The organism is Wolbachia endosymbiont (group B) of Protocalliphora azurea, assembly GCF_947251865.1.
In the GTDB taxonomy this organism is placed as follows: Bacteria; Pseudomonadota; Alphaproteobacteria; order Rickettsiales; family Anaplasmataceae; genus Wolbachia.
This window is the reverse complement of sequence record NZ_OX366394.1, coordinates 215,089-239,043: the sequence shown is the minus strand read 5'-3', so window position 1 is coordinate 239,043 and position 23,955 is coordinate 215,089. Positions and strand designations below refer to the sequence as shown.

General features: G+C 33.6%; 23 protein-coding genes. 8 read left to right on the top strand and 15 right to left on the bottom strand.

What is annotated here, in order from left to right:
* Window positions 1-9: 9 nt before the first annotated feature.
* From OPR35_RS01080 to OPR35_RS01070, 3 genes are read right to left on the bottom strand one after another with little or no spacing between them, the layout of a single operon-like run.
* Entirely contained in the window at window positions 10-2,586 is a 2,577-nt protein-coding gene (locus OPR35_RS01080) for a TrbL/VirB6 family protein (RefSeq protein WP_264684946.1), read from the bottom strand.
* Complete coding sequence (locus tag OPR35_RS01075) at window positions 2,579-4,984, bottom strand: VirB4 family type IV secretion/conjugal transfer ATPase (protein ID WP_007302030.1); 2,406 nt, start codon at window positions 4,982-4,984, stop codon at window positions 2,579-2,581. Before OPR35_RS01075 ends, OPR35_RS01080 begins: the two co-directional genes overlap by 8 nt.
* A gap of 9 nt (window positions 4,985-4,993) precedes the next feature.
* On the bottom strand, window positions 4,994-5,290 hold the full coding sequence (locus tag OPR35_RS01070; RefSeq protein ID WP_006015054.1) for a type IV secretion system protein VirB3: 297 nt from the start codon (window positions 5,288-5,290) through the stop codon (window positions 4,994-4,996).
* 64 nt (window positions 5,291-5,354) lie between these two features.
* On the opposite strand from OPR35_RS01070, the gene OPR35_RS01065 reads away from it, so the two are divergent.
* On the top strand, window positions 5,355-6,932 hold the full coding sequence (locus OPR35_RS01065; protein ID WP_264684945.1) for a lysine--tRNA ligase: 1,578 nt from the start codon (window positions 5,355-5,357) through the stop codon (window positions 6,930-6,932).
* Window positions 6,933-7,489: 557 nt separating this feature from the next.
* Here the strand turns inward: OPR35_RS01065 and OPR35_RS01060 are convergent.
* The 4 genes from OPR35_RS01060 to OPR35_RS01045 form a co-directional block, all read right to left on the bottom strand.
* On the bottom strand, window positions 7,490-8,209 hold the full coding sequence (locus tag OPR35_RS01060; protein WP_264684944.1) for an ankyrin repeat domain-containing protein: 720 nt from the start codon (window positions 8,207-8,209) through the stop codon (window positions 7,490-7,492).
* A 170-nt stretch (window positions 8,210-8,379) separates the two neighbouring features.
* Complete coding sequence (locus OPR35_RS01055) at window positions 8,380-8,958, bottom strand: RlmE family RNA methyltransferase (protein ID WP_007302033.1); 579 nt, start codon at window positions 8,956-8,958, stop codon at window positions 8,380-8,382.
* Between the two features lie 75 nt (window positions 8,959-9,033).
* The gene (locus tag OPR35_RS01050) at window positions 9,034-9,549 is read right to left on the bottom strand and encodes a PopZ family protein (RefSeq protein ID WP_265024893.1); all 516 of its coding nucleotides are present in this window, start codon (window positions 9,547-9,549) and stop codon (window positions 9,034-9,036) included.
* 10 nt (window positions 9,550-9,559) lie between these two features.
* Entirely contained in the window at window positions 9,560-10,810 is a 1,251-nt protein-coding gene (locus OPR35_RS01045) for a TolC family protein (protein ID WP_019236672.1), read from the bottom strand.
* Between the two features lie 116 nt (window positions 10,811-10,926).
* On the opposite strand from OPR35_RS01045, the gene rplM reads away from it, so the two are divergent.
* The 3 genes from rplM to OPR35_RS01030 all read left to right on the top strand — a co-directional run bounded on the left by rplM (window position 10,927) and on the right by OPR35_RS01030 (window position 12,282).
* Window positions 10,927-11,385 (top strand): 50S ribosomal protein L13, encoded by a 459-nt coding sequence (gene rplM, locus OPR35_RS01040; RefSeq protein WP_006014941.1) that lies wholly within the window; start codon window positions 10,927-10,929, stop codon window positions 11,383-11,385.
* Window positions 11,386-11,432: 47 nt separating this feature from the next.
* On the top strand, window positions 11,433-11,834 hold the full coding sequence (gene rpsI, locus OPR35_RS01035; RefSeq protein WP_052264863.1) for a 30S ribosomal protein S9: 402 nt from the start codon (window positions 11,433-11,435) through the stop codon (window positions 11,832-11,834).
* Window positions 11,835-11,979: 145 nt separating this feature from the next.
* A complete protein-coding gene (locus OPR35_RS01030) occupies window positions 11,980-12,282 on the top strand; it encodes an HU family DNA-binding protein (protein WP_052264861.1) in 303 nt (100 codons plus the stop codon).
* Between the two features lies 1 nt (window position 12,283).
* Here OPR35_RS01030 and OPR35_RS01025 read toward each other — a convergent pair whose 3' ends face one another.
* Entirely contained in the window at window positions 12,284-12,991 is a 708-nt protein-coding gene (locus OPR35_RS01025; RefSeq protein WP_019236674.1) for a pyridoxine 5'-phosphate synthase, read from the bottom strand.
* A gap of 372 nt (window positions 12,992-13,363) precedes the next feature.
* Between OPR35_RS01025 and OPR35_RS01020 the strand changes: the two genes are divergently transcribed.
* Window positions 13,364-13,819, top strand: a complete 456-nt coding sequence (locus tag OPR35_RS01020; RefSeq protein WP_007302039.1) for an Hsp20/alpha crystallin family protein — start codon at window positions 13,364-13,366, stop codon at window positions 13,817-13,819.
* Window positions 13,820-14,668: 849 nt separating this feature from the next.
* Here the strand turns inward: OPR35_RS01020 and gltX are convergent.
* Complete coding sequence (gltX, locus tag OPR35_RS01015) at window positions 14,669-16,021, bottom strand: glutamate--tRNA ligase (RefSeq protein ID WP_265024892.1); 1,353 nt, start codon at window positions 16,019-16,021, stop codon at window positions 14,669-14,671.
* 151 nt (window positions 16,022-16,172) lie between these two features.
* On the opposite strand from gltX, the gene OPR35_RS01010 reads away from it, so the two are divergent.
* Entirely contained in the window at window positions 16,173-16,823 is a 651-nt protein-coding gene (locus OPR35_RS01010) for an ankyrin repeat domain-containing protein (RefSeq protein ID WP_265024891.1), read from the top strand.
* Between the two features lie 61 nt (window positions 16,824-16,884).
* Window positions 16,885-18,855: an acetyl-CoA carboxylase biotin carboxylase subunit gene (locus OPR35_RS01005; protein WP_012481866.1), complete on the top strand. Its 1,971-nt coding sequence runs from the start codon at window positions 16,885-16,887 to the stop codon at window positions 18,853-18,855.
* Here the strand turns inward: OPR35_RS01005 and OPR35_RS01000 are convergent.
* Genes OPR35_RS01000 through OPR35_RS00975 form a run of 6 tightly spaced genes read right to left on the bottom strand, consistent with a single transcriptional unit; the run spans window position 18,838 to window position 23,389 of the window.
* The gene (locus tag OPR35_RS01000) at window positions 18,838-19,833 is read right to left on the bottom strand and encodes a COX15/CtaA family protein (protein ID WP_012481867.1); all 996 of its coding nucleotides are present in this window, start codon (window positions 19,831-19,833) and stop codon (window positions 18,838-18,840) included. The genes OPR35_RS01005 and OPR35_RS01000 overlap by 18 nt on opposite strands.
* Window positions 19,815-21,404, bottom strand: a complete 1,590-nt coding sequence (locus tag OPR35_RS00995; RefSeq protein ID WP_052264898.1) for a glycosyltransferase family 2 protein — start codon at window positions 21,402-21,404, stop codon at window positions 19,815-19,817. Before OPR35_RS00995 ends, OPR35_RS01000 begins: the two co-directional genes overlap by 19 nt.
* A gap of 5 nt (window positions 21,405-21,409) precedes the next feature.
* Window positions 21,410-21,886 (bottom strand): F0F1 ATP synthase subunit B family protein, encoded by a 477-nt coding sequence (locus OPR35_RS00990; RefSeq protein ID WP_019236676.1) that lies wholly within the window; start codon window positions 21,884-21,886, stop codon window positions 21,410-21,412.
* Between the two features lie 7 nt (window positions 21,887-21,893).
* Window positions 21,894-22,373 carry a F0F1 ATP synthase subunit B family protein gene (locus OPR35_RS00985; protein ID WP_007302046.1) on the bottom strand — a complete coding sequence of 160 codons (480 nt, stop codon included), beginning with the start codon at window positions 22,371-22,373 and terminating at the stop codon, window positions 21,894-21,896.
* A 3-nt stretch (window positions 22,374-22,376) separates the two neighbouring features.
* The gene (locus OPR35_RS00980; protein WP_006014985.1) at window positions 22,377-22,604 is read right to left on the bottom strand and encodes a F0F1 ATP synthase subunit C; all 228 of its coding nucleotides are present in this window, start codon (window positions 22,602-22,604) and stop codon (window positions 22,377-22,379) included.
* A gap of 59 nt (window positions 22,605-22,663) precedes the next feature.
* Window positions 22,664-23,389, bottom strand: coding sequence for a F0F1 ATP synthase subunit A (locus OPR35_RS00975; protein ID WP_007302047.1), 726 nt, complete (start codon window positions 23,387-23,389; stop codon window positions 22,664-22,666).
* A 216-nt stretch (window positions 23,390-23,605) separates the two neighbouring features.
* On the opposite strand from OPR35_RS00975, the gene OPR35_RS00970 reads away from it, so the two are divergent.
* Window positions 23,606-23,875: a hypothetical protein gene (locus OPR35_RS00970; RefSeq protein WP_010402566.1), complete on the top strand. Its 270-nt coding sequence runs from the start codon at window positions 23,606-23,608 to the stop codon at window positions 23,873-23,875.
* Window positions 23,876-23,955: the final 80 nt, after the last annotated feature.

Sequence of the window (23,955 nt, the reverse complement as noted above, 5' to 3'; positions counted from 1 at the left end):
CACCTGCGCTCACTCTCCACCTGATTTTATAGATTCACTAGAGGAAGATCCCGATCCCTTATTATCATCTCCACCTCCTCCAATAGCCCCTCTTGCCTTATTTACAGCCGCAGCAGCAACTTGACCAGCACCTCCAGCAGCAGCTTTGGCAGCAGATAAAGCTTTATTCACCATTTGTGCAGGAGTGCTACCTGAACCAAGTGCTGCTCTGTGATTACCAGCAAGCTCAGCAGCCATGCCGGGAAGAACGTTTAAAAAGTGGTAAAAGAGGAATAATACTAAACACAATTTTAATAATTCTCCGATTAGAGAGCTGCCAAACTCCATGTATCTAAAGTCGAATAGACCAAGTATGCTGCTCTTTTTAAAGCTATAATTTTGCATCATACATGCGAGAGTAGTTTCATTTTTATCACATTCCCCATCTTTCAATTTAAACCACTGTTTTTTCTTACTATATGAGATTTCTGCTTGTTTCTTTTCATATGACTTGTCTGGTTGTTCATTTTTATATGACTCGTCCAGTTTAAAATTTAAATTTTTAAAATAGATTTTATCACATGCTATGAACATAAAAGATAGAAATGCAAAGAGGATAACTGGGTATAAACTGTAGGTAATTAACTCTTTTAGCCAACCATCAAAATATCCTTTAGTATGTTGAAACAAAACCATAGGAATGAATAAAGGCGATAAGATGATAATTACACTAAGCGCAACTAAAGATAAGATAAATACATAGCACATCCATAAAATAACCATCATCATCAAAATGGCCATAAATATACAGACAAGAGCTACTAAAATTTGTCCACCAGCGAAAATAATACCAATCACCGAACCTGCAACTAACAAGACAGGAGCAGCGCCAAGCAAGACCGCTAACGTTGCAACACCTCCAGTACCAATTTTGCCACCAATTCCATCTAAAGGGGCACCTAAATAAAATAAAATTCTGCAATCAAGCCTATCCCAAGGTGCAAGATAACTGTAGGATACCTTCTGCCCTGCACGATCGTATTCATAATCTTTACCTGCCTCATAATTACATATATTTTTACTCTCAGATGAAGCTTTAAGCACTATTTCTGATAAGCCGTTCGAAAGTTTTGTTAATTCCCCGTAATAATGAGACATAGTGCTACCTGTCGTAAAGTAAATCACTAAAGCGAATTTAATGATCAACATGTACATTTCTTGCGGACTACGCACTCCACCAGACATAACTTTTATAGAGAACAATATCAAAGCTAAAATTAAGATAGCAGTAACAGTGTTCTTCAGTCTTTTTTGTGCTACAGACAAAAAACTACCCTTAGCATGTCCATTTTTGTCTGTAAGTAAGTTACCACTTGAATCAATACCTGCCACTAAATTATCTAACGACTCCTTAATACATTGCACTATCATAGAAGTTATAGGAATAGGAGATAATGACTTACTTCCCGCTTGATTGTAGCAAGCTTCAGAGACATACTGGCTAAAACAACTGGCATTATTATAACCTACAAAAATTTTTCCCTCTCCTTTCTTTTCCCTTATAATAGTTTTGTAATCTTTGTCCTTATTTTTAGAATCATTAAGATCTTCCTCATATTTACCTGTACCATCTTTATTTTTGAATATCATCACAGATTTTTCACACATAGGAGCAAGTGGGTCAGGTGGCAATTCTGTGCATCCCATATCAACCCCTTGCGGCCAAGGAGTCATTTTGATACCAAGCATTCTCACACTTGCCAGCTCCACACACAATCTGTCCATTTTTTTTACTGCCTTGAATGTTGACCCATGTATGGTTTCGCTTTGTCCTGCTTTAAGAACTTTACATTCCAGATCACCATCAACTTTTGGAGACCATGACCCACCTTCATATCCAGTGTCCTTCTCTCTAACATCAAAGTCTGCTTTTATTGATGTATCTAACCAAAACAATCTGCTAAATGTTAAAGGATTTCTATGGCATACTTCTATATATTCACTGTATTGCACACCGTTTTTTGGCCAGTAATAACCACCAGTATTTTGGTCAGGTATGGAGTTTAAAATGCCCTTCTCTATTTTTCTACCTACTTCTATTGATCCATTTGCCCCATCAAAACATTTAAAATATTCATCTTCCTTTTGATAATTCTTATTTGTGCAATCTGAATATTTTGAGTATTCTGATTTTGAGAATTCGAAATCTTTATACTTTCCATCATGATCACGTGCAACTGGGTGTTTAACAAAACTATGCTCACAAACAACAAGTCCTCCTATCGCCTTCCAAACCCCAACAATTGCAGCTATCATTCCAACGATAACAAGAGCAGTAAATAAACCAGCAGAAGAGACAATCAAAACAATACCAGTAAATATTGCACCAATAGCAATTGCTATCCCAGCAACTGCTGCAGCTGTTTCAAACGCCTTACAGTCAGGATTAGAAGCACGACTAAAGCTGCCAGTAGAATTAAATCTGCTAACAAATTCCGTTTTGTCAGTACCACTTACTGTATCTGCAAACACTGGATACGAGAGCAAAAAATCTATATTTAACAAAAATATCGCAACTAACAGTAATGACAGTTTAGTTTTAAACATTTTTCACCTTTTGATAAAACACAGGCAACCACATCTTTGGATCATCTCCGACTTCTTTCAGTATATCATATAACAATAGAACACTTTCCGCACGTCCAGATAACACGTTGACCACATCATCCAAATCTTTCAGATCTATTCTAGCTACTACAGCATTAACTCCCTGCTTTACTAAAAAGAATCTAGTACTTGGATCTGTGTGTTTGATCAGTATGTACTCACGTTCAGTTAACATAAAAACATCTCGATAGACACTAGTAGCTTTCAGATTTGGCAAAAAAATTTGTGTTGCTGTCTGCTGTACAAGCGTATCACTAATAGCACTTTTACTTGCATCTTCAACACTCTGAGTAGCAAAAACCACAAAAGCATTTAACTTTCTCAGCACTTTCAACCAGTCTTTTATCTTAGGTGCAAAAACTGGATTATCTATTAACGCCCATGCTTCATCAAGAACAATAATGGATGGAGTGCCATCAAGCGATATACTAATCCTATGAAACAAATAAATCAAGACCGGCCCAAGAGCAACAGGATCTTTTAGCAAGCTAGCCATTTCAAAGCCAAACACTCTTGCTTTTGAAAAATCTAGCAAATCTTCTTTATTGTCAAATATTGCAGAATGAGAGCCATCATCATGCCACATAGATATTGCTCCAGCTAGAGTATCAGGGCCCGCAAGTCCTAAAAATGGTACAAGATTTCTCAAAAATCTGTCTTCTTTTTTTAATTTAAAATTTCCCTCAATTGCATCATTAATTCTAGCAATATCTTCTGAAGTGAATTTATCGTTGTACACTAAAATTAAAGATTTTATCCATTCCATCAAAAATGTTTTATTATCAGGAGTATCGTCAAGTTGCAGAGGATTAAAATTTGTCTTAGTTCTTGGTTCTATTATAGTATAGATACCACCAAGTGCTCTTAAAAAAATTTCTGCACCGCGATCTTTATCAAAAAAGAATATTCTTGGAGAAAATTTCATTGCTTGAGCACATAAAAAATTCATTAAAACAGTTTTGCCAGCACCTGTTGGCCCAATTATCATAGTATGTCCAACATCCCTTATATGAAAGTTGAAGAAAAATGGAGTGCCAGATGTTGTATCAAAAACTGTAACAGCATCTCCCCAGTGGTTATTGAATTTTTTACCAGTAGGATAATTATGTTGAGATGCAAAACCGGCCAAATTAAGACTACTTATTGTACCTTTTCTTACTATATAATCAAAATTACCAGGAATTTGCGCCCAAAATGCTGGTTCTAAATTAACCCTCTCACGAACAGGATAAACACCACAATTAGAAAGCTCCGATTCAACCAATGATAAAGCATTGTCCAATGATTTAGGGCTTTTTTCTATACATAAGATAGTTAAATGGTGTTCACCAAACGCAATTTTACCACTCATTGCATCATCAAGCGCATGAGAAATTTCTGCTATTTGAGAAATAGCTTTATCTGCAGATTGTATCATACGATTTTGCTGTATCTGCATTTTCGCAATTGCCATTTGCCTATTTGTAAATTGAAAAGACTGCGTGATAATAAATTCATAAGGAAGTTGTAAAAAAGAATCAAGCATTCCTGCGGAAGTATTATTTCCATATTCTTTGATACTAACTATTCCAGCATATTTACTTTCATTATGAGTCACAACCTGTATCATCTTATGGCCAAAAAATAACCTATGAACTGGTAAGTATCTTGATATTTCAGTTTTTAGTGGAAAAAGCGTATTTGTAACAAAGCCACAATTTACAACTCTAGACAGAAACTCCATTATTTCACAAAACAGTCCGTTTGGAGTTTCTTTTACTCCAAGGACTTTAGGCGAATAATTCCTAAGGCTTGTTACTATACGATTTGTCGTTTCCTCTAAATCTTCATAGGTATCACGCATATCACTTTCCCAAGCATGTTTTGAAGTTACATGCCCAAATTTTTTCAGTAGATGTGATAAAAATTCTACTCCCTTTGTATCTGCCCTACGAATAATCGTAATGTATAAATCATTAATAAAAGATTGCCTAGTTGCGTGTTTTTCTCTCCATTTTAGATTTACATGGTTAGCAAAAAAATTTGGTAAACTCTGATTTGCAAATTCATCAGAAAAAATATTTTTCTTACGTCTGATGGTATGAAAGTACAAACTAAATGCTGGAGATGAAATGCTTCTTAGCATCTGATTTCTGATATTATTTTGTATCACCAAGTCTTCATCATCGGCCGTTTCAAACGCAAAGCCATTTAATTTTATAAATTTAACTAACCAATTCTGCTTTGTTATCAAGGTTGTACTATTCCAATAGCAAGAATAAGGTATAAATTCGGCAGCGTGAACCTCTCTACTTAGAATAGATTTATTCTTTGATTGAATAGCTCTAAATCTCAACATTGCATAACATCAAGTAATGTCATAAGAATTGGCTCCATGATAAAACCGATTTAAACATTTGGAACATTTTCCCAACTTTACCATAAATAACTCAATAAACAACGGTTCCTTTGCAGAAGCTATATAGCCAAGTCCATGTATACCTGGTAACATCAGGAGAATTACTCTAAGATCATTTGTATTAATGAAAATTAGCATGCAAATTAGAACGTTTAATATTGCAAACATATAACTCACACCAAAGAGCATTGCAGGTCTTGTAAGACCTTTAAATAATTGATTCGTTTGTATGCTGCCAGTAGACATATCTTTAACCTTCTAATAAGAGCTCTAACACTAATACTACATCATTAATTAAAAATCTATTGAAATGAATAGCACTTTAGGTAAGATAATTAATTTAAATTCAATGATTATAAGCTGGCCATTTCAAGAAGCAGAAAAAATACTACAAGAGTTCCCTAATAAAAAAGAGATAATATTTGAGACTGGTTATGGTCCCTCGGGTTTACCACATATTGGTACTTTTGGGGAAGTTTTTCGTACCACAGTTATTGCAAACGCTCTAAAAAAAATAGCTCCTAGTATAAAAACCAAAATCATTGCAGTTTCCGACGATATGGATGGTTTGCGAAAAATACCAGATAATGTACCAAATCAGGAAATGCTAAGAGAGAATCTGAACAAGCCATTAACCATGATACCTGACCCATTTGGCACTCATGAGAGTTATGGTCATCACATGAATTCGTTGTTGTGTAAATTTCTTGATTTGTTTGGATTTGAATACGAATTTAGGAGTGCAACAGAGTGTTATAAATCTGGCGTTTACGATGAAAAACTTTTACTCCTGCTGAAAAATTATGATAAAGTGATGGACGTAATGCTTCCATCATTTCGGGAAGAAAGGCAGCAGACTTACAGTCCATTCTTGCCGATATGCCCAAAAACTTCCCAAGTTTTACAAGTTCCAGTAATTGAAACAAATACAGATAAAGGAACAATCACGTATGAAGACCGAAACGGGGGAAAAATAGAAGTTCCAGTGACAAAAGGAAAATGTAAACTGCAATGGAAACCTGATTGGGGGATGAGGTGGGCTGCATTTGGAGTCAATTATGAAGCTCATGGAAAAGATTTAACACCATCTGCTGTGCTTTCAAGTCAAATATGTAAAATACTTGGAGAAAAGCCACCGCTTCTGTTTTGCTATGAGTTCTTTCTTGATAAAGAAGGAAAGAAGATATCAAAATCAAAAGGAAATGGTATTTCAATTGAGGAGTGGCTAACTTACGCGCCAACAGAGAGTTTAGCGCTATACATCTTTCAGAGTCCTAAAAAAGCTAAACGTTTATATTTTGATGTGATACCAAAATCAACTGATGAATATTTAGAGTTTGCTAAACGTTATAATGAAAGTAAAGAAAAGGATGTAAATAGCCCTGTATGGCACATCCACCAGGGTAAAGTTCCAAACGTAGAAACTTCAGGCATAAATTTTTCTTTACTTTTAAACCTGGCAGCAGCTTGTAATGCTGAAAATAAAGAGATTCTTTGGGGTTTTATATCAACTTATGCACCAAACGTTACACCAGAAAGCAACAAAATGCTAGATAGGCTTTCAGATTTTGCAGTTAGGTATTATTATGACTTTATCAAGCCAATAAAAGCATATAAAACCTCAAACGAAAAAGAGAAAGAAGCGTTGCTAGATTTAAAGAATAACCTACATTCCTTGCCTATTACCGCCACTGCTGAAGAGATTCAATCTCAGGTCTTTTCCATTGGAAAAAAGCACAATTACAGCAACTTACGTGATTGGTTTCAGTTGCTGTATGAAACGCTGCTTGGCCAAAAAACTGGTCCAAGAATGGGATCTTTTATAAAGCTTTATGGGATAGATAATACAATCTCTCTTATAGAAAGTGCTACTGAACGTACACTTTAGAGTTTACCTTCTTTCATTTGAGCCCTCTAGTTTTATTACTTGACAAACCTTCCCACTTTCCTTATTATACTAATAAAGGTATTTATCCTTGTTTTTGGGCTCAACGACAAAATTCAGGTGTTTATTGGCAAATTACATAAAATTATAGCAGCTTTTTTTATTTTTTCTACATTCAGCCAAATCGCGCTTGTTAGCACATTATCAATTTACATTATTAAAACTCGCTATACGGGGATTCTTTTGTCTTTTTTTATTTAGTAAATTTCTTAATATTTGTAGCTAAAGTAATTTTAGAGAGCCAGCGCGTGACCAACCTGGTCAGTTTTCTGAATCCCAGTACTGGAATAACAAGAAAGAGGGCGCTGGGATGACACCATTTGCTGTCTTCAAAATGAATGTTAATACACCTAGGATGTTTAAACCTTAATTCTGTTTTGGTGTTAAGCAAGGTATCTAGATACCTTGCTAAATAAAAAATTGGAAAAAAAGGAAGAAGAGACTTCTTCCTTAAATAGCGCAAAAACTTTTTACATTATTTATAACACCTTTTATTGGTGTCAGTAAGCGTGTCCAGGATTACAATCAGGCTTACTATCGTCCACTGCACTATTCTGACTAAGCTTTGATATTTCTTTTGCAATAGCGTCCTTTAACTCATCACAAGGCTTATACACTTCATACGTAATACCACCAGCAACAAGTCCTGTGAGTACAGCAGCAGCCACAGCTATCCCAGCCATAGCACCTACTGATAATGACACACCAAAAAAATATGCATAAGTAACTACTATAGCAGCTATACAAGATGCAATAATAAATATATGAGCACCCAAGTCTACTGCTTTCCCAATTGCTTTTTTAGTAAATATTTCTGCCAAATTTTTGTTACAACGACTTTTTACTAAAGGATTAGCACCGGCTTCTAATAGAGCTCTTACTATCTTGTGATGACCTTTATCAACAGCTATATACAAAGGAGTTTTTCCAGATCCATCTTGAAAATCAACATTTATACCTTTTACTTCTAATAGAGCTTTTACTACATTTTTTTGATTATATAGACATGCTACATTTAATAATGTTAATCCTTTTTTGTCATAATAATCATAAACACTAAATTTATAATTTATATCAAAACTTTCTTTCCTCCATTCTTCATAAGTAGATGAGTCTCTTTTTTCTATTCGCTCTTTTATTTTTTCAACTATGTTATTACCATTCAAATCATTTTCACGATTTACTGTACTTAATATCTTTTTCAACAATGCTAAACACATATAAAATTCTCCTATAATAATATACTTTAATTATCATATACTTAAGCAATAAAGTCAAGAGTTTAATTAATTATCATAAATATTTAAACAAGAAAAAGGGGCTTTTGTGCGAGCGTTATTAATCTTCAGTTTAATAGGATAAGATTCGTCAACATTTCTGTAAGTACCTGCTATACAGAATAGTTGCCACCAATAAAGCCTAAACTTACTAAATACATTTCTGTAGATTCAGATCTACTTGACTTTGGTTTGAAGTATCTTACTGTTTTAAACATTTTTTTTAGCTCATTGCAGAAATCTTTATCAGACTCTCCTTGAAAAATTTTTACTACAAATTTGCCATCATGATTCAAAAAATGCTTTGCAAAATTGAGCGCTGCTTCGCATAAAAGCATAATTCTGATATGATCTAACGATTTTAAACCGCAAGATTCTGGTGCCATATCAGATAAAATTACATCAAATTTGTGATCCTTGAATTTTTCTCTTAAAATTTCAAGTTCGCTGATAATATCACACTGTATACACTCTACTCCACTAATTGCGTTTATTGGTTTTATGTCAACAGCAATCACACTCGCTCCTTTCTTAGATGCAACTTGTGACCATCCACCAGGAAAAGCGCCAAGATCAATAATTTTTTGCCCTTGTTGGAGTAGTTTAAATTTATCGTCTATTTCTATTAACTTATATGCCGAGCGCGATCTATAACCGTCCTTATTGGTTTTTTGCACATACTGATCATTCAAATGGCGATGTAGCCATCTTGTTGAAGATAACTTTCTACCTCTAGCTGTTTTTACTCTGGTCTTTATACTAATAACCTACTTATCATTGATTATATCTTTGAGCTCTTTTTCAACTACTTCTTTTACCAATGCATGTAGATACTTATTCAGCCACTCTGAAAGCTGAGGTTTTAAAAGAGATACAACTAATTCTTCAACAGTAAGATCCGCTCTTTTTTGTTGTTTATGCCGTAGTTCGCTTTGCATCTTTTCAAGCAATGTTTTAATTTCCTCCATATTTTCTTTTAAAACTAAATGCTCGTTACTTTGTTCTTGATAGCTCACTTTGTTATTACTCATTTGGATATTATCATACAAATTTTTCTCTTCTGAGTTGTAACTATTAAATTGGTTATTCATTTTCTCACTTTGGCAATTATTCTCTTCTTCACTATTTTCTTTTTCTTCGATGTCTTCTGGATACTCCTCTTCAAGGCATAATACGTCATCATCTTCATCTATTATTTCTGCTCTATCACCACTTGGATTTTTACCCGATATAGCTTTTTTTATATCTTCTAGTATATCTTTTACAGATTGATTATCGCTCATACCATTAAATTTAAAGGTTTATACTATTTATCATAAAAAGCAAGTTGTAAACACTAATTACATAATTGCTTTTTGCCTGAATTAGATCGGAACGTGCTTTAAATAGTTCATCTTCAGTATCCAAAAGATCAATTGTGCTCTTTAAATTTAAGTTTACTTCTTGCGCAACTCCTTCCAATGCTAAAGCTGCTGCTTTTTCTGCTTCTTGACTTGCTTTAATAATAGCTTTTGCTGTCAGCACGTTATTCCAAGCATTTATAACTGCTTGTTCTATATTTTTTACTGCTTCGTAATAATCGTAAGTGGATTGTTTTGCATCCATTTTAGCTCTACTAACACCAAAAACATTAACTCCTCTTTTAAAGATCGGAATATCAAGAGTAAAGACAACATTCACATTTTCTAGTAACGTGTCCAATTTTATATTGTCCTTTCCAAAATTTTTACTTGCGCTTAGATTCAAAGAAGGAAGCCACTTGGAAGTTTCAGCGATCACTTCCATTCCGGCTGCTCTTTTTTGATAAACTGCTGCTTTTAGGGACAAGTTATTAGTTTTTGCTAATTGTAAACATTCATTTAATTCTGGTATAGAAGGTAGTTTACCATTAGTCTCGTGAAGATTATCAGCATCTTCACCAATTAAATGATAGTAAGCAATATTAGCGAGCTTTAATTCACCTTCAGCATCAACTCTTTTGGATATAGAAGATGAAAATTTTGCTTTTGCGAATAAAACCTCAGCATTAGTAACTTCTCCAAGAGAAAAGCGTTTTTTCATAGCTGACAAATGTTCTAAAGAAACACGTTCTTTATGTTCTCTCAGTTTTAATATTTCTGCCTTTTGTAAAACATTAACATATGCTTTCACAGCGCTGAGTGCAACTTCTTGCTTTGACTGCTGAAATCTAATTTTTGCTGCTTTAAGAAGATGACTTGATCGGCTAAATGTAGCAAAAGTGCCCCCACCGTCTATTATTCTTTGGCTTAATGTTAGACGCTTTCCAGAGTTTTGTCGATCGTTAATAATATTAAAATTACTATCGAAATTATATTGTAAATTAATGTCAGGTAAAAATCCAGCCAATCCAGAAGATTTCAGCTGTTTTTCAGCACTCTTATATTGGTAAAACTGAGACTTTATTTTTGAGCTGTTTTTGATAGCTTTGCTTATGGCTTCTTCCAAATCGATTGCATAGCAACCTATAGTACCAAAAGCAATTATAAGTATAATAATCAATCGAAACATTTTGCTTTCTAGCATGTTGTTTAAGTTATTAGCATAAATTACTTTAATAATCAATAACTAATGTTGTAACTAATGTTGTTGACACTATCAAGCAACTCAGTGTATCATAATCTACTGTTATGTATTGATATATGAAAACTTTTTTCTTAAAAGAGAAACAAGTCGATAAAAAATGGCTTGTTATAGATGCAGAAGGATTAGTAGTAGGAAGGCTTGCAGCGTTTGTAGCAGCGCTATTGCGTGGAAAGCATAAGCCTGAATACACACCTCATATGGATTGTGGAGATAATGTAATTATTGTTAATGCAGAAAAGGTACATTTTACCGGAAAGAAACTTAAAGATAAAATCTACTATAGGCATACAGGTTATTCTGGTGGTTTAAAGAAAACTACTCCAGATAATATTTTAAATGGTAAATTCCCTGAGCGTGTGATAAAAATGGCAGTAAAAAGAATGCTTGATGATGGTCCTATGGCACGTAGACGGTTTGAAAATTTGTATGTTTATTCTGGTTCAGAACATAAGCATCAAGGACAGCAACCTGAAAAAATAGATTTTGCCTCTTTAAATCGTAAAAATAAGAAATAATGGAGTAAAAAGTGAAAATAAATAATAATGATCAGCCAAAAAAGGCAATGATTGACTCACTTGGTCGTTCATATGCCACAGGTCGAAGGAAAGAATCTGTAGCAAGAGTATGGATAAAGCCAGGAAGTGGAAAATTTAGTGTTAATAAAAAAGATGATTTAATTTCTTATTTTAAAAGAGAATCAGTGTGTCAAATGATTAAAGCGCCATTCATAGTAACTTCTATGTTAGATAGGTATGATGTGTTTGCAACTGTAAAAGGTGGAGGACTATCTGGCCAAGCAGGTGCCTTAGCTCATGGAATAAGCAGAGCTTTAAGTAGTATAAGTCAAGATCTACACTCTATATTACGTAAGGGTGGATTCCTAACTAGAGATTCACGTGTTGTTGAGCGTAAGAAATATGGTCAACATAAAGCTCGGAAAAAATGTCAGTTTTCTAAGAGATAATTGTTTCATAATGGTATTTTTTTGTAAATATTATACAAGTTCTTACAAGGTTTTATGACATTTTCTCTTTTTATGACGAATTTAGTTGACTATTGGTATTAGCATAATATGCTGTTTATGTAATTTTTCAATATTAAGGTAATTTATGAGTAAAGAAGATATAGTAAACCAACTGAGTCAAGAGTGCTCTAGTCAAGGTATAGATATAACAAAAGCTAGTTTGAGTAAGATTCATGATATTTTTATGGAAACAATCAAGAACGATCTAAATCGTAAAGGTGAAATACGTTTGCATGGAATAGGGACATTCTCTACTGCTATAAGTAAGGAAAGACAATGCCGTAATCCTCAAAATGGTGAGATTATGACCGTTCCTGAAAAGAAAAGAGTAAGGTTTAAAGCAAGTCAAGCTCTTTCAAGTACTTTAAATATCAAAGAGAAAGTATAAGCTACTTAGATATTGTCATTTTCATCTTTTTAGTTACACTATGTAAGCCATGAAATATAGCCTCGCTGATTAAAGAATGGCCTATATTAAGAGCTGAGATGTGAGGTATTTCTTTTATTCTTTTAGCATGTTTATAATTTATGCCATGCCCTGCGTGGCATTCTACTCCTAGCTTATTAATGTATTCTGCAGAGTTAGTAATAAGTTTTAATTTTTCTTCTGATGGATTATCACAGTAATCCCCTGTGTGAATTTCTATTATGTCAGGCTTTCTTTCTAGCTTCTCAAGATATTTTAGTTGATTAATATTTGGATCGATAAACAGTGAGACTTTTATGTCAAAGCTATGCATTTCCTCTATTATACCAGAAAGTTTACTGTGCATATTCACGATATTCAGGCCACCTTCGGTTGTTAATTCTTCTCTTTTTTCTGGTACTATACAAATCGAATAGGGTTTTACTTCTTTTGCTATTTTGAGCATTTCTTCCGTAGCTGCAATTTCAAGGTTCAACTCAGTGCTAATGTTTTGTTTTAGATTGAATACATCCTCATCTCTGATATGCCTTCTGTCTTCTCGTAAGTGTACGGTGATAAAATCTGCTCCAGCATCAATAGCTATTTTTGCTGCTTTTAATGGATCTGGATAAGAAGCTCCACGTGCGTTGCGAAGGGTTGCAACGTGATCAATATTAACGCCCAATTTCACAATTTACCTCAAAAATTATTTATAAATTATACATATTATTAGATCTTATGCATGTCATTGTTTAATGCCATAGCTGAAAGACGGAGCTAGCAGTTATACCAATTCTCATTGTTGGCAAGTCAAATAAGAAACATTCAAAATTGTTTGATTGTGGAAGTGGAAAGAGAAGTAATAAATTTGCATACACTTGCCCTTTTTTACAGTTAATCTAGTTTATAGAACTACTCGTGGTAATCCAAATAAGATTTTTTCTCATAATCAAGTTATAGTAAACGGGGAAAATTTTTCGCATCTAAAAAATTTTAGATTTAGGATTGAAATTAATAAGTGGAGTGATTATGTAATGCATGTATTAGTAAAAGGAGGTACAACATGAGTAATATAGTTCATTTAAATAAAAACAATAATCGTGATAATTTTAGTGTAAGAGGGTTACAAAGAGCCGTTGATGACATATTTGATAGCTTCTTTACAGGATGGAACCCAGAGCTTTCTAAAAGAGGCAGTAGCCTACTACCAGTTTGTGACCTTTATGAAACAAAGGAAAGCTATTGCCTATCATTAGAGTTACCAGGTATTCCTAAAGAAAGCATAGACATTAGTATATCTGGCGATAACTTAATAGTGAAGGGTGAAAAAACATGTGATAATGAATCAAAAGATAAGCAGTTTTACCACAAAGAAAGGTACTATGGTTCTTTCTATAGATCTATTCAACTTCCAACAAATGTAGAGCAAGATAAGGTATCTGCCAACTTTTTAGATGGGGTATTGCATGTAACCATACCTAAATCAGAGAAACACATCAAGAAAATTGATGTAAAGTAATCAGTAAGTAATAGCAGGCTTCTGACCTTGAGGCTTGCTATTTTAATATCTGTTCAGCAGAGTGGCAAAATAAGGTAAACGAGAAAAGACAACTAAATGAGTGTCATGAAAGTAGCTGATGCTGGCTCCCTTATGAAGGTGTCATCTTAGCACCCAGACACTGATTTTTTAATTGAAAATGTTGTCTTGTTTGTGATAAATTTTGCTCGATGCCAGTGTCGAGCACTGGCATGACATTATAGAAGCTGGAATTACAGTACTTGAATGACAATATTTGCTGTGTAATTTACCTTAAAAAATGAAATTCCTACAGCTACGTGTAAGCTACTTTCATGACACTCATTTAGTTGTCTTTTTTGCCACTTTACTGAACAGATATGTAAAATATTAACTTAGCAATACAAAAAATTATCTATAGATTAGACACACCATTAGATCTTATGCATAGTCATTTTTTAATTCCATAGCTGAGACGGAGCCTGCTCCCCTTATCATGAAACTGAAGTCTATATGGTACCACAGTATAATGATATAATAAAATATGAAAAAAATACCAATAAAAAAAGGCAAAAAAAGCCCGTATTAACTTTAACAATTTAAAATGATTTAATGTGAAAACCATAGGCGCCAATTGTTTTTTTAACTTAAAAATAAAAGTCAAGTATCAGGAATTCTAGACATAAACCCTCCTATATGAATAAAGAGCTAGCAAAAATAAACTTATATATTTTTTGCTGAAATTTGATTATTTGGTGAAAAAACCTGCAGGTGAAGATAGATTTTGGATCCTAAAAAATCTTCATTCTCCACTATAATGAAGCTACTAGAGTCTGTCAAGCAATTTTTTATTTAAATTGCTTGCAATCTTTTTATACACTCATCTTTACCAAGAATTACCATGATATCGATGATTCCAGGCGCATCCATTATTCCAGTTATTGGAGCGCGTAATGAGTGGTATATATCGCTCATTTTTATATTATGTAATTTTGAAAATTCCTTAATCTGAGAAGATAAAAAATTCTTATTCCAATCTTCACTACCTACACTCGAAAGAAATGATGCAAGTAACTTAATTACATTGAGGTTAGATTTGACAATTTGCTGAGCTTCTTCACTTAAATCAACTTGAATATAAAATTTTGCTAAGTCCAATAATTCGGTCAGATAGTTTGCTCTTTTTTTCAGCTCTGTCAGTCCCTGCAGTAAATAGCCCTTTTTTTTGTCAGTTAGAGTATTTTCTCTAAGCATTAGAGTCAGAATATCTTCATTGCTCATATTACTAATATAGTGGTTATTCAAATGCTCCAGTTTTTTGAAATCGAGCCGTGCAGGTGAGCGACCGATGCTTTCTAAATTAAACCACTCTATTGCTTGCTCATCGCTAATAATCTCATCGTTGCCATGACTCCAGCCAAGTCTTAGCAAGTAATTACGCATTGCCTGTGGCAATATTCCCATCTTTTCATAATCGCAAACACTTGTTGCACCATGCCTTTTAGATAACTTATTCCCGTCTTCTCCATGAATAAGCGGTACGTGTGCAAAGCGTGGGACATCAAAATCAAGAGCTTGGTATATTAGTAATTGCTTGAAGGTATTAGTGAGATGATCAGAGCCACGTATAATATCGGTTATTCCAGCATCATGGTCATCAACCACTACAGCAAAAATATATGTTGGAGTATTGTCAGAGCGCAAGATTACTATGTCATCAAGCTGGTCGCTCCTTATTGTAACTTGGCCGTATATTTTATCGTCAACAACAATATCTTCTGAGTCTGGCACTTTGAAGCGAACAACAGGCTCTGCATTTGATGTTGAATGAGTACACTTATGCTTATATATTTTTCCTTCTTCCCTTGCTCTTATTTTCTTCTCCGCAACTTCATTCTCGGGGCAGTAACAATGATACGCCCTACCCTTTTCAACTAAAAGATTTGCAACTTCAATATGTCTATCTATTCTTTTTGATTGATATACTATTTCTCCATCATAGTTTATTCCAAGCCATTTTAGCCCATCCATTATTGCATCAATTGCTTCTTGTGTTGAACGTTTTCTGTCGGTATCCTCAATCCTTAGTAAAAACTGGCCACCATGACGCTGCGCATAGAGCCAATTAAACAAAGCTGTGCGAGCTCCTCCAATATGTAAAAATCCTGTTGGTGATGGAGCGAATCTAGTGACTATACCTGGCATATTTGTCTATTGTGATAACGTAACCGATGATAACTAAAATTTGTACTTGCAACAACGTGGAACTATAGTAAATTTGAAAGATCAATTTACATTTATTTTTAACAAACTGCATTGTATAATTTAATATTAGTGAATGCAGTGAGGTGTATATATGGATAATTTATTTGAAATTGCAAGAAAAGGGGATGTGGATAAATTTGTCGATTCTTGCAAGGAAAGAGTTGCTTGTGTAGCTAAGCATAGAATTGATGAAAATGGAAACCCATTTCATATAGCAGCAAGTAAAGGGTTTCTATTATCTGCGTTACAGAAGATCATAAAGGATTTAGAAGAAAGTACCAGGGTTGAGGTTGAAAAAGCAAAAGACTGGGAAGAAGTAAAAAGATTAGAAAAGGAACTTAAGAATAATAAGAAATATATTAAGGAAGCACTCCTCGATAAAAGCTATATTAAGGATAATAAGGCAGTATCACCTCTTTACTTCTTGGATCCTTCAGAGCAGAAGGAAGTTAAGCAAATTGCAGATATAAAATGTGGCTTTATATGTAATAAGAAGTTTCATATATGCTTATATATAGTAGGAGCTATAGTGTGTGCTACCGCTATGTGTGTATCTTTGTATCTTCTATTTTCGGCTTCTCAATCTCTTGCATTGGCTTCAATAGCAACAATAGCTTCTGGAGGATCTTCATATCTGTTATTTAAGGCATGTAATGAAGTATATGGCCTCTATAACGAAAGTACTATAGTGACAGATCCTGATGTTATGCAACTTTTAGATAGTGGTTTAGCCCCAGTGTGAAGTATTTGCAGGTAGTAATATAGAAATTTACTTTCTTAACTTAAGAAAGTATACTTATAAGATGATAAGAAAGAAGTATAGTAAGATTTTAGTAGCGAACAGAGGGGAGATTGCCTGCAGAATAATCAAAACTGCGCACAAGATGGGCATATCTTGTGTGTCTGTGTACTCAGATGCAGATGCAAATTCTGTGCATGTAAAGCAAGCAGATGAGTCAAGGCACATTGGCCCTTCGCCTGCTTATCTTAGTTACTTAAATATCGAAAAAATATGCGAAGTAGCAGTTGAAACAGGTGCCGAGGCGGTTCATCCTGGCTATGGGTTTTTAGCAGAAAATCCAGATTTTCCCCGTGCTCTGGAAAAACATAACATAGATTTCATTGGTCCAAGTGCAGAAACAATAGAAGTTACAGCCAATAAAATAACGGCAAAAGAAGAGGCAAGAAAAGCTGGAGTAAATGTAGTGCCAGGATATATGGGTAAGATCGAAGATGCTGCCCACGCAGCCATCGTTGCTGAAGAGATTGGTTTTCCCGTTATGCTCAAAGCTGCATCAGGTGGTGGTGGCAAAGGAATGCGAATTGTATATTCCAAAAAAGAAATTGAACTAGCATTTACATCAGCAACAAATGAAGCAGAGAAAAGTTTTAAAGATGGCAGTATTTTTATAGAGAAATATATAGAGCTGCCAAGACACATTGAAATACAAATCATAGCAGATAAATACGGCAATATAGTGTGTCTTGGGGAGAGAGAGTGCTCGGTACAGAGGAATAACCAGAAAATAATAGAAGAAACACCAAGCCCATTTATTAGTGAAGAAGTAAGACAAAAAATGTATGCTCAATGTGTTTCTTTGGCAAAGCAAGTTGATTATTTTTCAGCAGGTACTGTCGAGTTTGTTGTAGATAAGAACCAAAACTTCTATTTTCTTGAGGTAAATACGAGATTACAAGTTGAGCATCCAGTAACAGAATTTGTCACTGGAATAGATATAGTGGAAGAGATGATCAGAATTTCTTGCGGAGAAAAATTAAGATTTGGTCAGAATGATATTAAACTTATTGGCTCTGCAATAGAAAGCAGAATTTGCGCTGAAGATCCATCAAAGAGATTTTTTCCTTCCAGCGGAAGAATCAAATATTACGACAAACCAGATGATGTAAGAATAGATGATGGAGTAGCTAGCGGTTCAGAAATCAGCATGTTCTACGACTCAATGATTGCAAAAATTATAACCTATGGAAAAGATAGAATAGAAGCAATCAGCAGAATGCAAAAAGCATTGTCTGAATGTTATATAGAAGGAGTAACAAATAATATAGAATTTCTAGAATCCATTTTCCATCATCCAAACTTTATTGCAGCAAAACTCCACACAAGATTCATTCCAGACCATTATCCTAGTGGGTTTCAAGGCGATTTTATCACAGAGGAATATATTAAAATATTTATTTTTGCTGCACTGTATGTTCACTTAGAAAATGAGGGAAAGTATTACAGTAAGTCAACAGACGAAGCATTCATAGTGAAAATAGATGACAATGAGTACTCCGTAAATGCAAAGTATCAAGATAACACATTAACAACAGTATATAACCACAATAAATACTCCGTGGTGGGTAAATGGAAATCAAGTTACAGATTACTATATATCACAATTAATGATGATACCAATATAGCACTTAAAATAGAAAGACAAGGTAGCAAATACTTTATAAGACACGCAGGTATGAAAGCTAAATGTTGTGTATTGAAACCTCATGTAGCTGAACTAAGCAAATTAATGCTAAACAACAAAACAGAAGGGATTTCAGTAGACGCTGTAAAATCTCCAATATCCGGTTTATTGGTTAAATTACACGTCAATGCTGGAGATCAGGTAGAGGTAGGACAACCTCTCTTTGTTGTGGAGGCAATGAAAATGGAAAATATAATATGTGCTGAATCAGAAATGGTGATAAAAAATATCCCTGTTAAAGAAGGAAAAAATATACATGCTGGTGATTTGGTATTAGATCTGATTTCTTAAATAACGCAAGCAGTATAAACCTGATCCAAATAAGATAAATGAAAACATTTGATGGGCTATAGCAATAGCCATTGGTATATGCAGCAACAAAGTGACTATTCCTAGAATTACCTGAATGATGACGGAGAATAGCATAACATATAATGGTTTTATACTGGCATTTTTTATTGTGAGTATTGCTGTCAGAACTAATATCAGCAATGCCAATGCCCGGTGTATGAATTGCACTGTTACTCTATTTTCAAAGATATTTAGCCAAGCAGGCTGTAAGTAAAATAAATCTTCCGGAACAATTTGTCCATCCATTAGTGGAAAGGTATTATAAATTAAACCAGCATTTAGCCCTGCAACAAATGCACCGAAGATTATTTGTACTGTCACTAGGATTAAAATTATCCATATGTAACATGTAATGTTGCTATTAATTTTAATTATCTGTTTTGGTTTGATTTGGTAATCAAAAAATTGATATGACAATAATGCAAAGATAACCAACGCAAGCAGTAAGTGAAGTGCGAGCTTATAGTGACTAACATGAGGATTAGATACCAAACCGCTTTTAACCATATACCAACCGGCAAAAGCTTGTAAAATTCCAAATAATAGTGCTGTAGATAACCTTATTACTGCATTTTTAGGTATTCTTTTTTTTAGTGTAAAGTATATAAATGGTAAGATAAAAACTAAACCTGTCAGCCTTGCAATTAACCTGTGCACATATTCTATTAAGTATATGGTGCGAAACTCTTCCATACTCATACCATAATTAAATGCTTTATATTCAGGTGTAGCTTCATATTTTGATTTTTCTTTTAGCCAGTCTTGTTCACTCAGCGGTGGCAATGTTCCGGTAATTGGTTTCCATTCCGTGATTGACAATCCTGCTTTTGAAAGTCTGGTAAATCCACCAATTCCCACCATGCAAATCACCATGAGAGAGCAGAGAAAAAGCCAAATAGCTACAGGTTTTGCTTCCATAATCCATGCTGAGTTTTATTCCATTGCTGAGGGTGAATAACAAATTCCCACAAAGCGAGAAAAGCTGCAACGCTATGTAGTAGACTATAGACGGGAAAAAATATTGATACTATATAAAAATAAAAAGGCATTTTTTGTTGTCTGATAGCTATTATCAAAAAAATCAAGTTAATACCGTATACTATTATAAAATAATATAAGAATAATTCATTCAAAATTTGAGTCAGCACCAATGAAAGTAACAAAAAAGGAGTCGTGAAAAATATAAAAGCTGAGGAACCAACAAAAAGGTTTAATAGCAAAACTCCCTTAAGCCCAGTGTGCTTAAAAAGTAATTTTATATTTTTTAAATGAACGATATAAGTTTGCATATAACCTTTAATCCAGCGTGCTCTTTGTTTGATCCAAGCAAACACAGTAGTTGGTGATTCTTCCAATGTTTCTGAATCAATAATCCTGGTTTTATATCCCATTTGCGCAAGTCTCAAACCAAGGTCAGCGTCTTCAGTGACATTGTAAGCATCCCAAAAAAGCACTTTCTTTAAAATTTCCACTGAAAAATGGTTACTGCTACCACCCAAAGGTATTGGCATGTTCATTTTTTGAAATCCAGGCAAAAAATATTGAAACCAGTTCATATACTCAAGAGAAAAGAATTTTGTAAGAAAATTGCAACCAAAGTTATAGTAATTTAATTTCGCCTGTACACAAGCCAACTTTTCGTCGCCCTTATTAAATTCAATTAGTGCTTTTTTTAACTGCAACGGATCTGGCTTGTCATCTGCATCATATATTACCACATACTTTCCTCTAGCAAAGCTCATAGCATAATTGCATGACTTAGCTTTTGTTCTAGGCAGAGAATGAGGCACTTTTATTACTTCAAAATACTGTGGTAAAGTGCATTTTTCTATAGCTGCCAACATTTCTTGATCATCGCTCTCTATCACAAGCTTTACATCTAATTTTGATTTTGGATAATCCAAACTTTCAATGCTCTTAATCAATTGCTTTATAACCGCATTCTCTTTAAAAGCAGGCAATAAAATAGTATATATAGGTTCATTCATCTTATCATAATCTGCTTTTTGGTTAGAAATTTTACGCAAGCCAAAAATTTTAGTTACAAATTTGAATAAAGAACTAGAACATCCGATTATAAATATCAACACCAAAGCAAAATATGCATATTTTTTTGTCAGTGTTAAAGTCGAAATCATAACAAAGAAAGAGGAAAAAAAGATTGAACTCAGCCTAATGCTTTTAGCTGAAAAATTAGGATTCTTATAATATAGGTAGTTACTTGCGAATTCTGAAATACCAAAGTGTGAGTTAAGAAGATTTAAAATCTGTTTGCTATCTACTTTTATCAATACATATTCAATACCGTAATGAGATTCGACCCAAAGGTTGATATCTTGGCTTATGTCTTCAACCATAAAAAAAGTAGTATCATTTAATTTTTGCCAAGGAATTATATTAAACCTATAGTAGAAAAGTTTCTCTTGTTCTTTGCATAAACTAGAATCAAATTTAATTTTTTCTACATTATCAGTTTGAAGTACAGGCATTAAACTTAATGCAACTTTTTGCTCAAGTCACGTGAAAACGAAGATATAACCTCACTACTACGCTTATCATCTTTACGTTCATGCATTATTTTTTTTACAGCATCAGCAGCTATACTCGCTGTGTTAGCTTGTAAATCCCCAAGAGCTTTTTCAACTTGGTCAGTAACTTTCTTCAAATTAGAATGGGCATTTTCATCTAACGTTTGATCGAGTTGCTGTCTATTATGCTTAATAATACTATTAGCCTTATCAAGTGCTTCATTCATCATTTTGTTAACTTCTGCATCTAATTTTTTGTATTTTTCAGAAGATTTTTTGTAATACTCCAATATATCTTTTCTGAATTTTTCAGTTTCTTCACTTGAAAACTTGCTTTTGTTACGTTTATTGTTAAGCGCGTTTTTTATTACCTTCCTTAGCAATTTATATGAGAGGATAAAACCTACTAAAAAAGCAAGGCTTATAACTAGTAATGTAGACATAAAAACCCTAAAATTCTTTTGACACCAAGTCAGCAACAAATTCCTCTTCAATCTCAGAATTAGTTAACTTAGTATAGTAAATCAAAGCAATACTAGTAGCCATTTGTTTTAATTCACTAATATACTTAGATTTAAATTGTACTACCTTTTCTTCAACAAGTTTAATCATCTTCTTGTCTTCCTCTTCCAATATATCCTTAACATTCGCTCTCATTTCTTCTACTTGAGCAAATGCATCATCTATGATTTTTTTTGCCCGTACTCTAGCTTGATTTAAAGCTGCATTATACTTGGCAATTTGCTCTTCTGTAAGTCTTAAAAGGTGAATAGAACTATTAAATGAATCTAACACTTCTTTACTTCTAGTGCTTATTATTTCATCTAACTTCGGTAAAAACAAACAACTGACTACAAAAAAAAGTGAAGAGAAAAAAATTAAAAACCAAAAAATTTGAGAAGAGAAAGTTGAAACATCAAGCTGTGGCATCTGTTAAGCAGCAAATATTAATAACATTGCAAGTACAAACGCAAGCAACCCCATGATTTCAACCATGGCAGCACCAATATAAACGTAACTTTTCATTTTACCTTCTGACTCAGGATTTCTCGCAATCCCATTTAACATAGCAGAGAAGATATTAGCTATACCTAAACCAGCACCGAGCATTCCAAATACAGCCAAACCAATTGCTATAAATTTTAAAGCCACTAAATCCATATATTACCTTTAACTATTTCTTTATAATATAATTGTAAAATATTCTGCAAGGAAGTCAATTACTTTACTGCATCTGACAAATATACACATGTTAATATAGTAAATATATAAGCTTGCAAAACTGCAACAAATACTTCAAATCCTATTAGTGCAATTATAAACAAAAAAGGTGCAGGTGTAAAAAATATGTTCATATTTATGACGAATCCTGCTATCACTTTGATGATTGTATGACCCGCAATCATATTTGCTGCAAGCCTTATTGATAAACTAATCGGTCTTACTAAATAAGCAAATAATTTAATAATGATGATTATAGGTGCAAGCCACGAAGGAGTTCCTTTTGGTAGCAATATGCGTAAAAATTCTACTCCTCTTTCTTTAAACCCAACAATCGTTATATAAGTAAAAACCACCATTGATAAAGCGAAGGTAACTATCACATGACTTGTAACTGTGAAACTATAAGGAAGAACACCAACTAAATTACACGATAAAATGAAAATAAATACTGTAAATATCAAAGGAATGTGCTCCAAACCTTTGCTTCCAGTGTTACTTTCTATTATTGAAACAACAAAATCATATACATATTCAACTGCAGCTTGCAAATATCCTGGTATTACTGCACCTTTTCTTATTCCAAGGAGCAAAAACAGTACCATTAATATCACCGAGATCATCATAAAAAGAGATGAGTTGGTAAAGTTTATGTCATACCCAAATAATTTTGGTAGTTCTATTATTGTATATACTTTAAATTGTTCTAGCGGATTTAACGCCATTTTGACCCTGTATACTTAAACTGCAGCAGTAAATAAAGTATAAATTTTATAGAATAAAGTCAAGAATTAATATAAGGAGCTCTGTATTATTATAGCATTAATATATTAACAAAATATACAATTAAAATGCAAATTATAGTCAGCTACCAATCTTATTCTAAATTCTTGACTTAACATCTTATTTTAACTATAATTTAATTTTAATATGAGGCAATTATGAACGAAATAGATTTTACTAATCCACCTTTAAATTTAGAACAGGAATGTGGTAACGGGTACATCAAGTTTACAGATTATTCTTCTAACTCAGACACTGGTCTTTTCCACATGGCAGGTGAAATGCTAAATGAAAGCCATGATGTTATAGGAAATTTCACTGGTGATGCTTACATTTATAATTTCCATATAGATGATCACAATATGAACATTCAACTCTGCATGGAAATGGACTGCAAAGGTGATATAAAGAAAATTCTTTCTTTGTAGAAAAAGTAGGCTTCTCCTTCGTTTTTTACAATTAGAGAAGCTACTCACTACAACAAGCTTTAAAATCATTATATTTTACA

Excerpts from the sequence above, each read along its gene's own strand:
- OPR35_RS01080 (WP_264684946.1), bottom strand. The coding sequence starts at position 2,586 with ATGTTTAAAACTAAACTGTCATTACTGTTAGTTGCGATATTTTTGTTA.
- OPR35_RS00995 (WP_052264898.1), bottom strand. The coding sequence starts at position 21,404 with ATGCCTGTACTTCAAACTGATAATGTAGAAAAAATTAAATTTGATTCT.
- OPR35_RS01020 (WP_007302039.1), top strand. The coding sequence starts at position 13,364 with ATGAGTAATATAGTTCATTTAAATAAAAACAATAATCGTGATAATTTT.
- OPR35_RS01075 (WP_007302030.1), bottom strand. The coding sequence starts at position 4,984 with ATGTTGAGATTTAGAGCTATTCAATCAAAGAATAAATCTATTCTAAGT.
- OPR35_RS00970 (WP_010402566.1), top strand. The coding sequence starts at position 23,606 with ATGAACGAAATAGATTTTACTAATCCACCTTTAAATTTAGAACAGGAA.
- gltX (WP_265024892.1), bottom strand. The coding sequence starts at position 16,021 with ATGCCAGGTATAGTCACTAGATTCGCTCCATCACCAACAGGATTTTTA.
- OPR35_RS01060 (WP_264684944.1), bottom strand. The coding sequence starts at position 8,209 with ATGTGTTTAGCATTGTTGAAAAAGATATTAAGTACAGTAAATCGTGAA.
- OPR35_RS01010 (WP_265024891.1), top strand. The coding sequence starts at position 16,173 with ATGGATAATTTATTTGAAATTGCAAGAAAAGGGGATGTGGATAAATTT.
- OPR35_RS00975 (WP_007302047.1), bottom strand. The coding sequence starts at position 23,389 with ATGGCGTTAAATCCGCTAGAACAATTTAAAGTATATACAATAATAGAA.
- OPR35_RS01065 (WP_264684945.1), top strand. The coding sequence starts at position 5,355 with ATGAATAGCACTTTAGGTAAGATAATTAATTTAAATTCAATGATTATA.
- rpsI (WP_052264863.1), top strand. The coding sequence starts at position 11,433 with ATGATTGACTCACTTGGTCGTTCATATGCCACAGGTCGAAGGAAAGAA.
- OPR35_RS00985 (WP_007302046.1), bottom strand. The coding sequence starts at position 22,373 with ATGCCACAGCTTGATGTTTCAACTTTCTCTTCTCAAATTTTTTGGTTT.
- rplM (WP_006014941.1), top strand. The coding sequence starts at position 10,927 with ATGAAAACTTTTTTCTTAAAAGAGAAACAAGTCGATAAAAAATGGCTT.
- OPR35_RS01045 (WP_019236672.1), bottom strand. The coding sequence starts at position 10,810 with ATGCTAGAAAGCAAAATGTTTCGATTGATTATTATACTTATAATTGCT.
- OPR35_RS01030 (WP_052264861.1), top strand. The coding sequence starts at position 11,980 with ATGAGTAAAGAAGATATAGTAAACCAACTGAGTCAAGAGTGCTCTAGT.
- OPR35_RS01050 (WP_265024893.1), bottom strand. The coding sequence starts at position 9,549 with ATGAGCGATAATCAATCTGTAAAAGATATACTAGAAGATATAAAAAAA.
- OPR35_RS01005 (WP_012481866.1), top strand. The coding sequence starts at position 16,885 with ATGATAAGAAAGAAGTATAGTAAGATTTTAGTAGCGAACAGAGGGGAG.
- OPR35_RS01070 (WP_006015054.1), bottom strand. The coding sequence starts at position 5,290 with ATGTCTACTGGCAGCATACAAACGAATCAATTATTTAAAGGTCTTACA.
- OPR35_RS00980 (WP_006014985.1), bottom strand. The coding sequence starts at position 22,604 with ATGGATTTAGTGGCTTTAAAATTTATAGCAATTGGTTTGGCTGTATTT.
- OPR35_RS00990 (WP_019236676.1), bottom strand. The coding sequence starts at position 21,886 with ATGTCTACATTACTAGTTATAAGCCTTGCTTTTTTAGTAGGTTTTATC.
- OPR35_RS01000 (WP_012481867.1), bottom strand. The coding sequence starts at position 19,833 with ATGGAAGCAAAACCTGTAGCTATTTGGCTTTTTCTCTGCTCTCTCATG.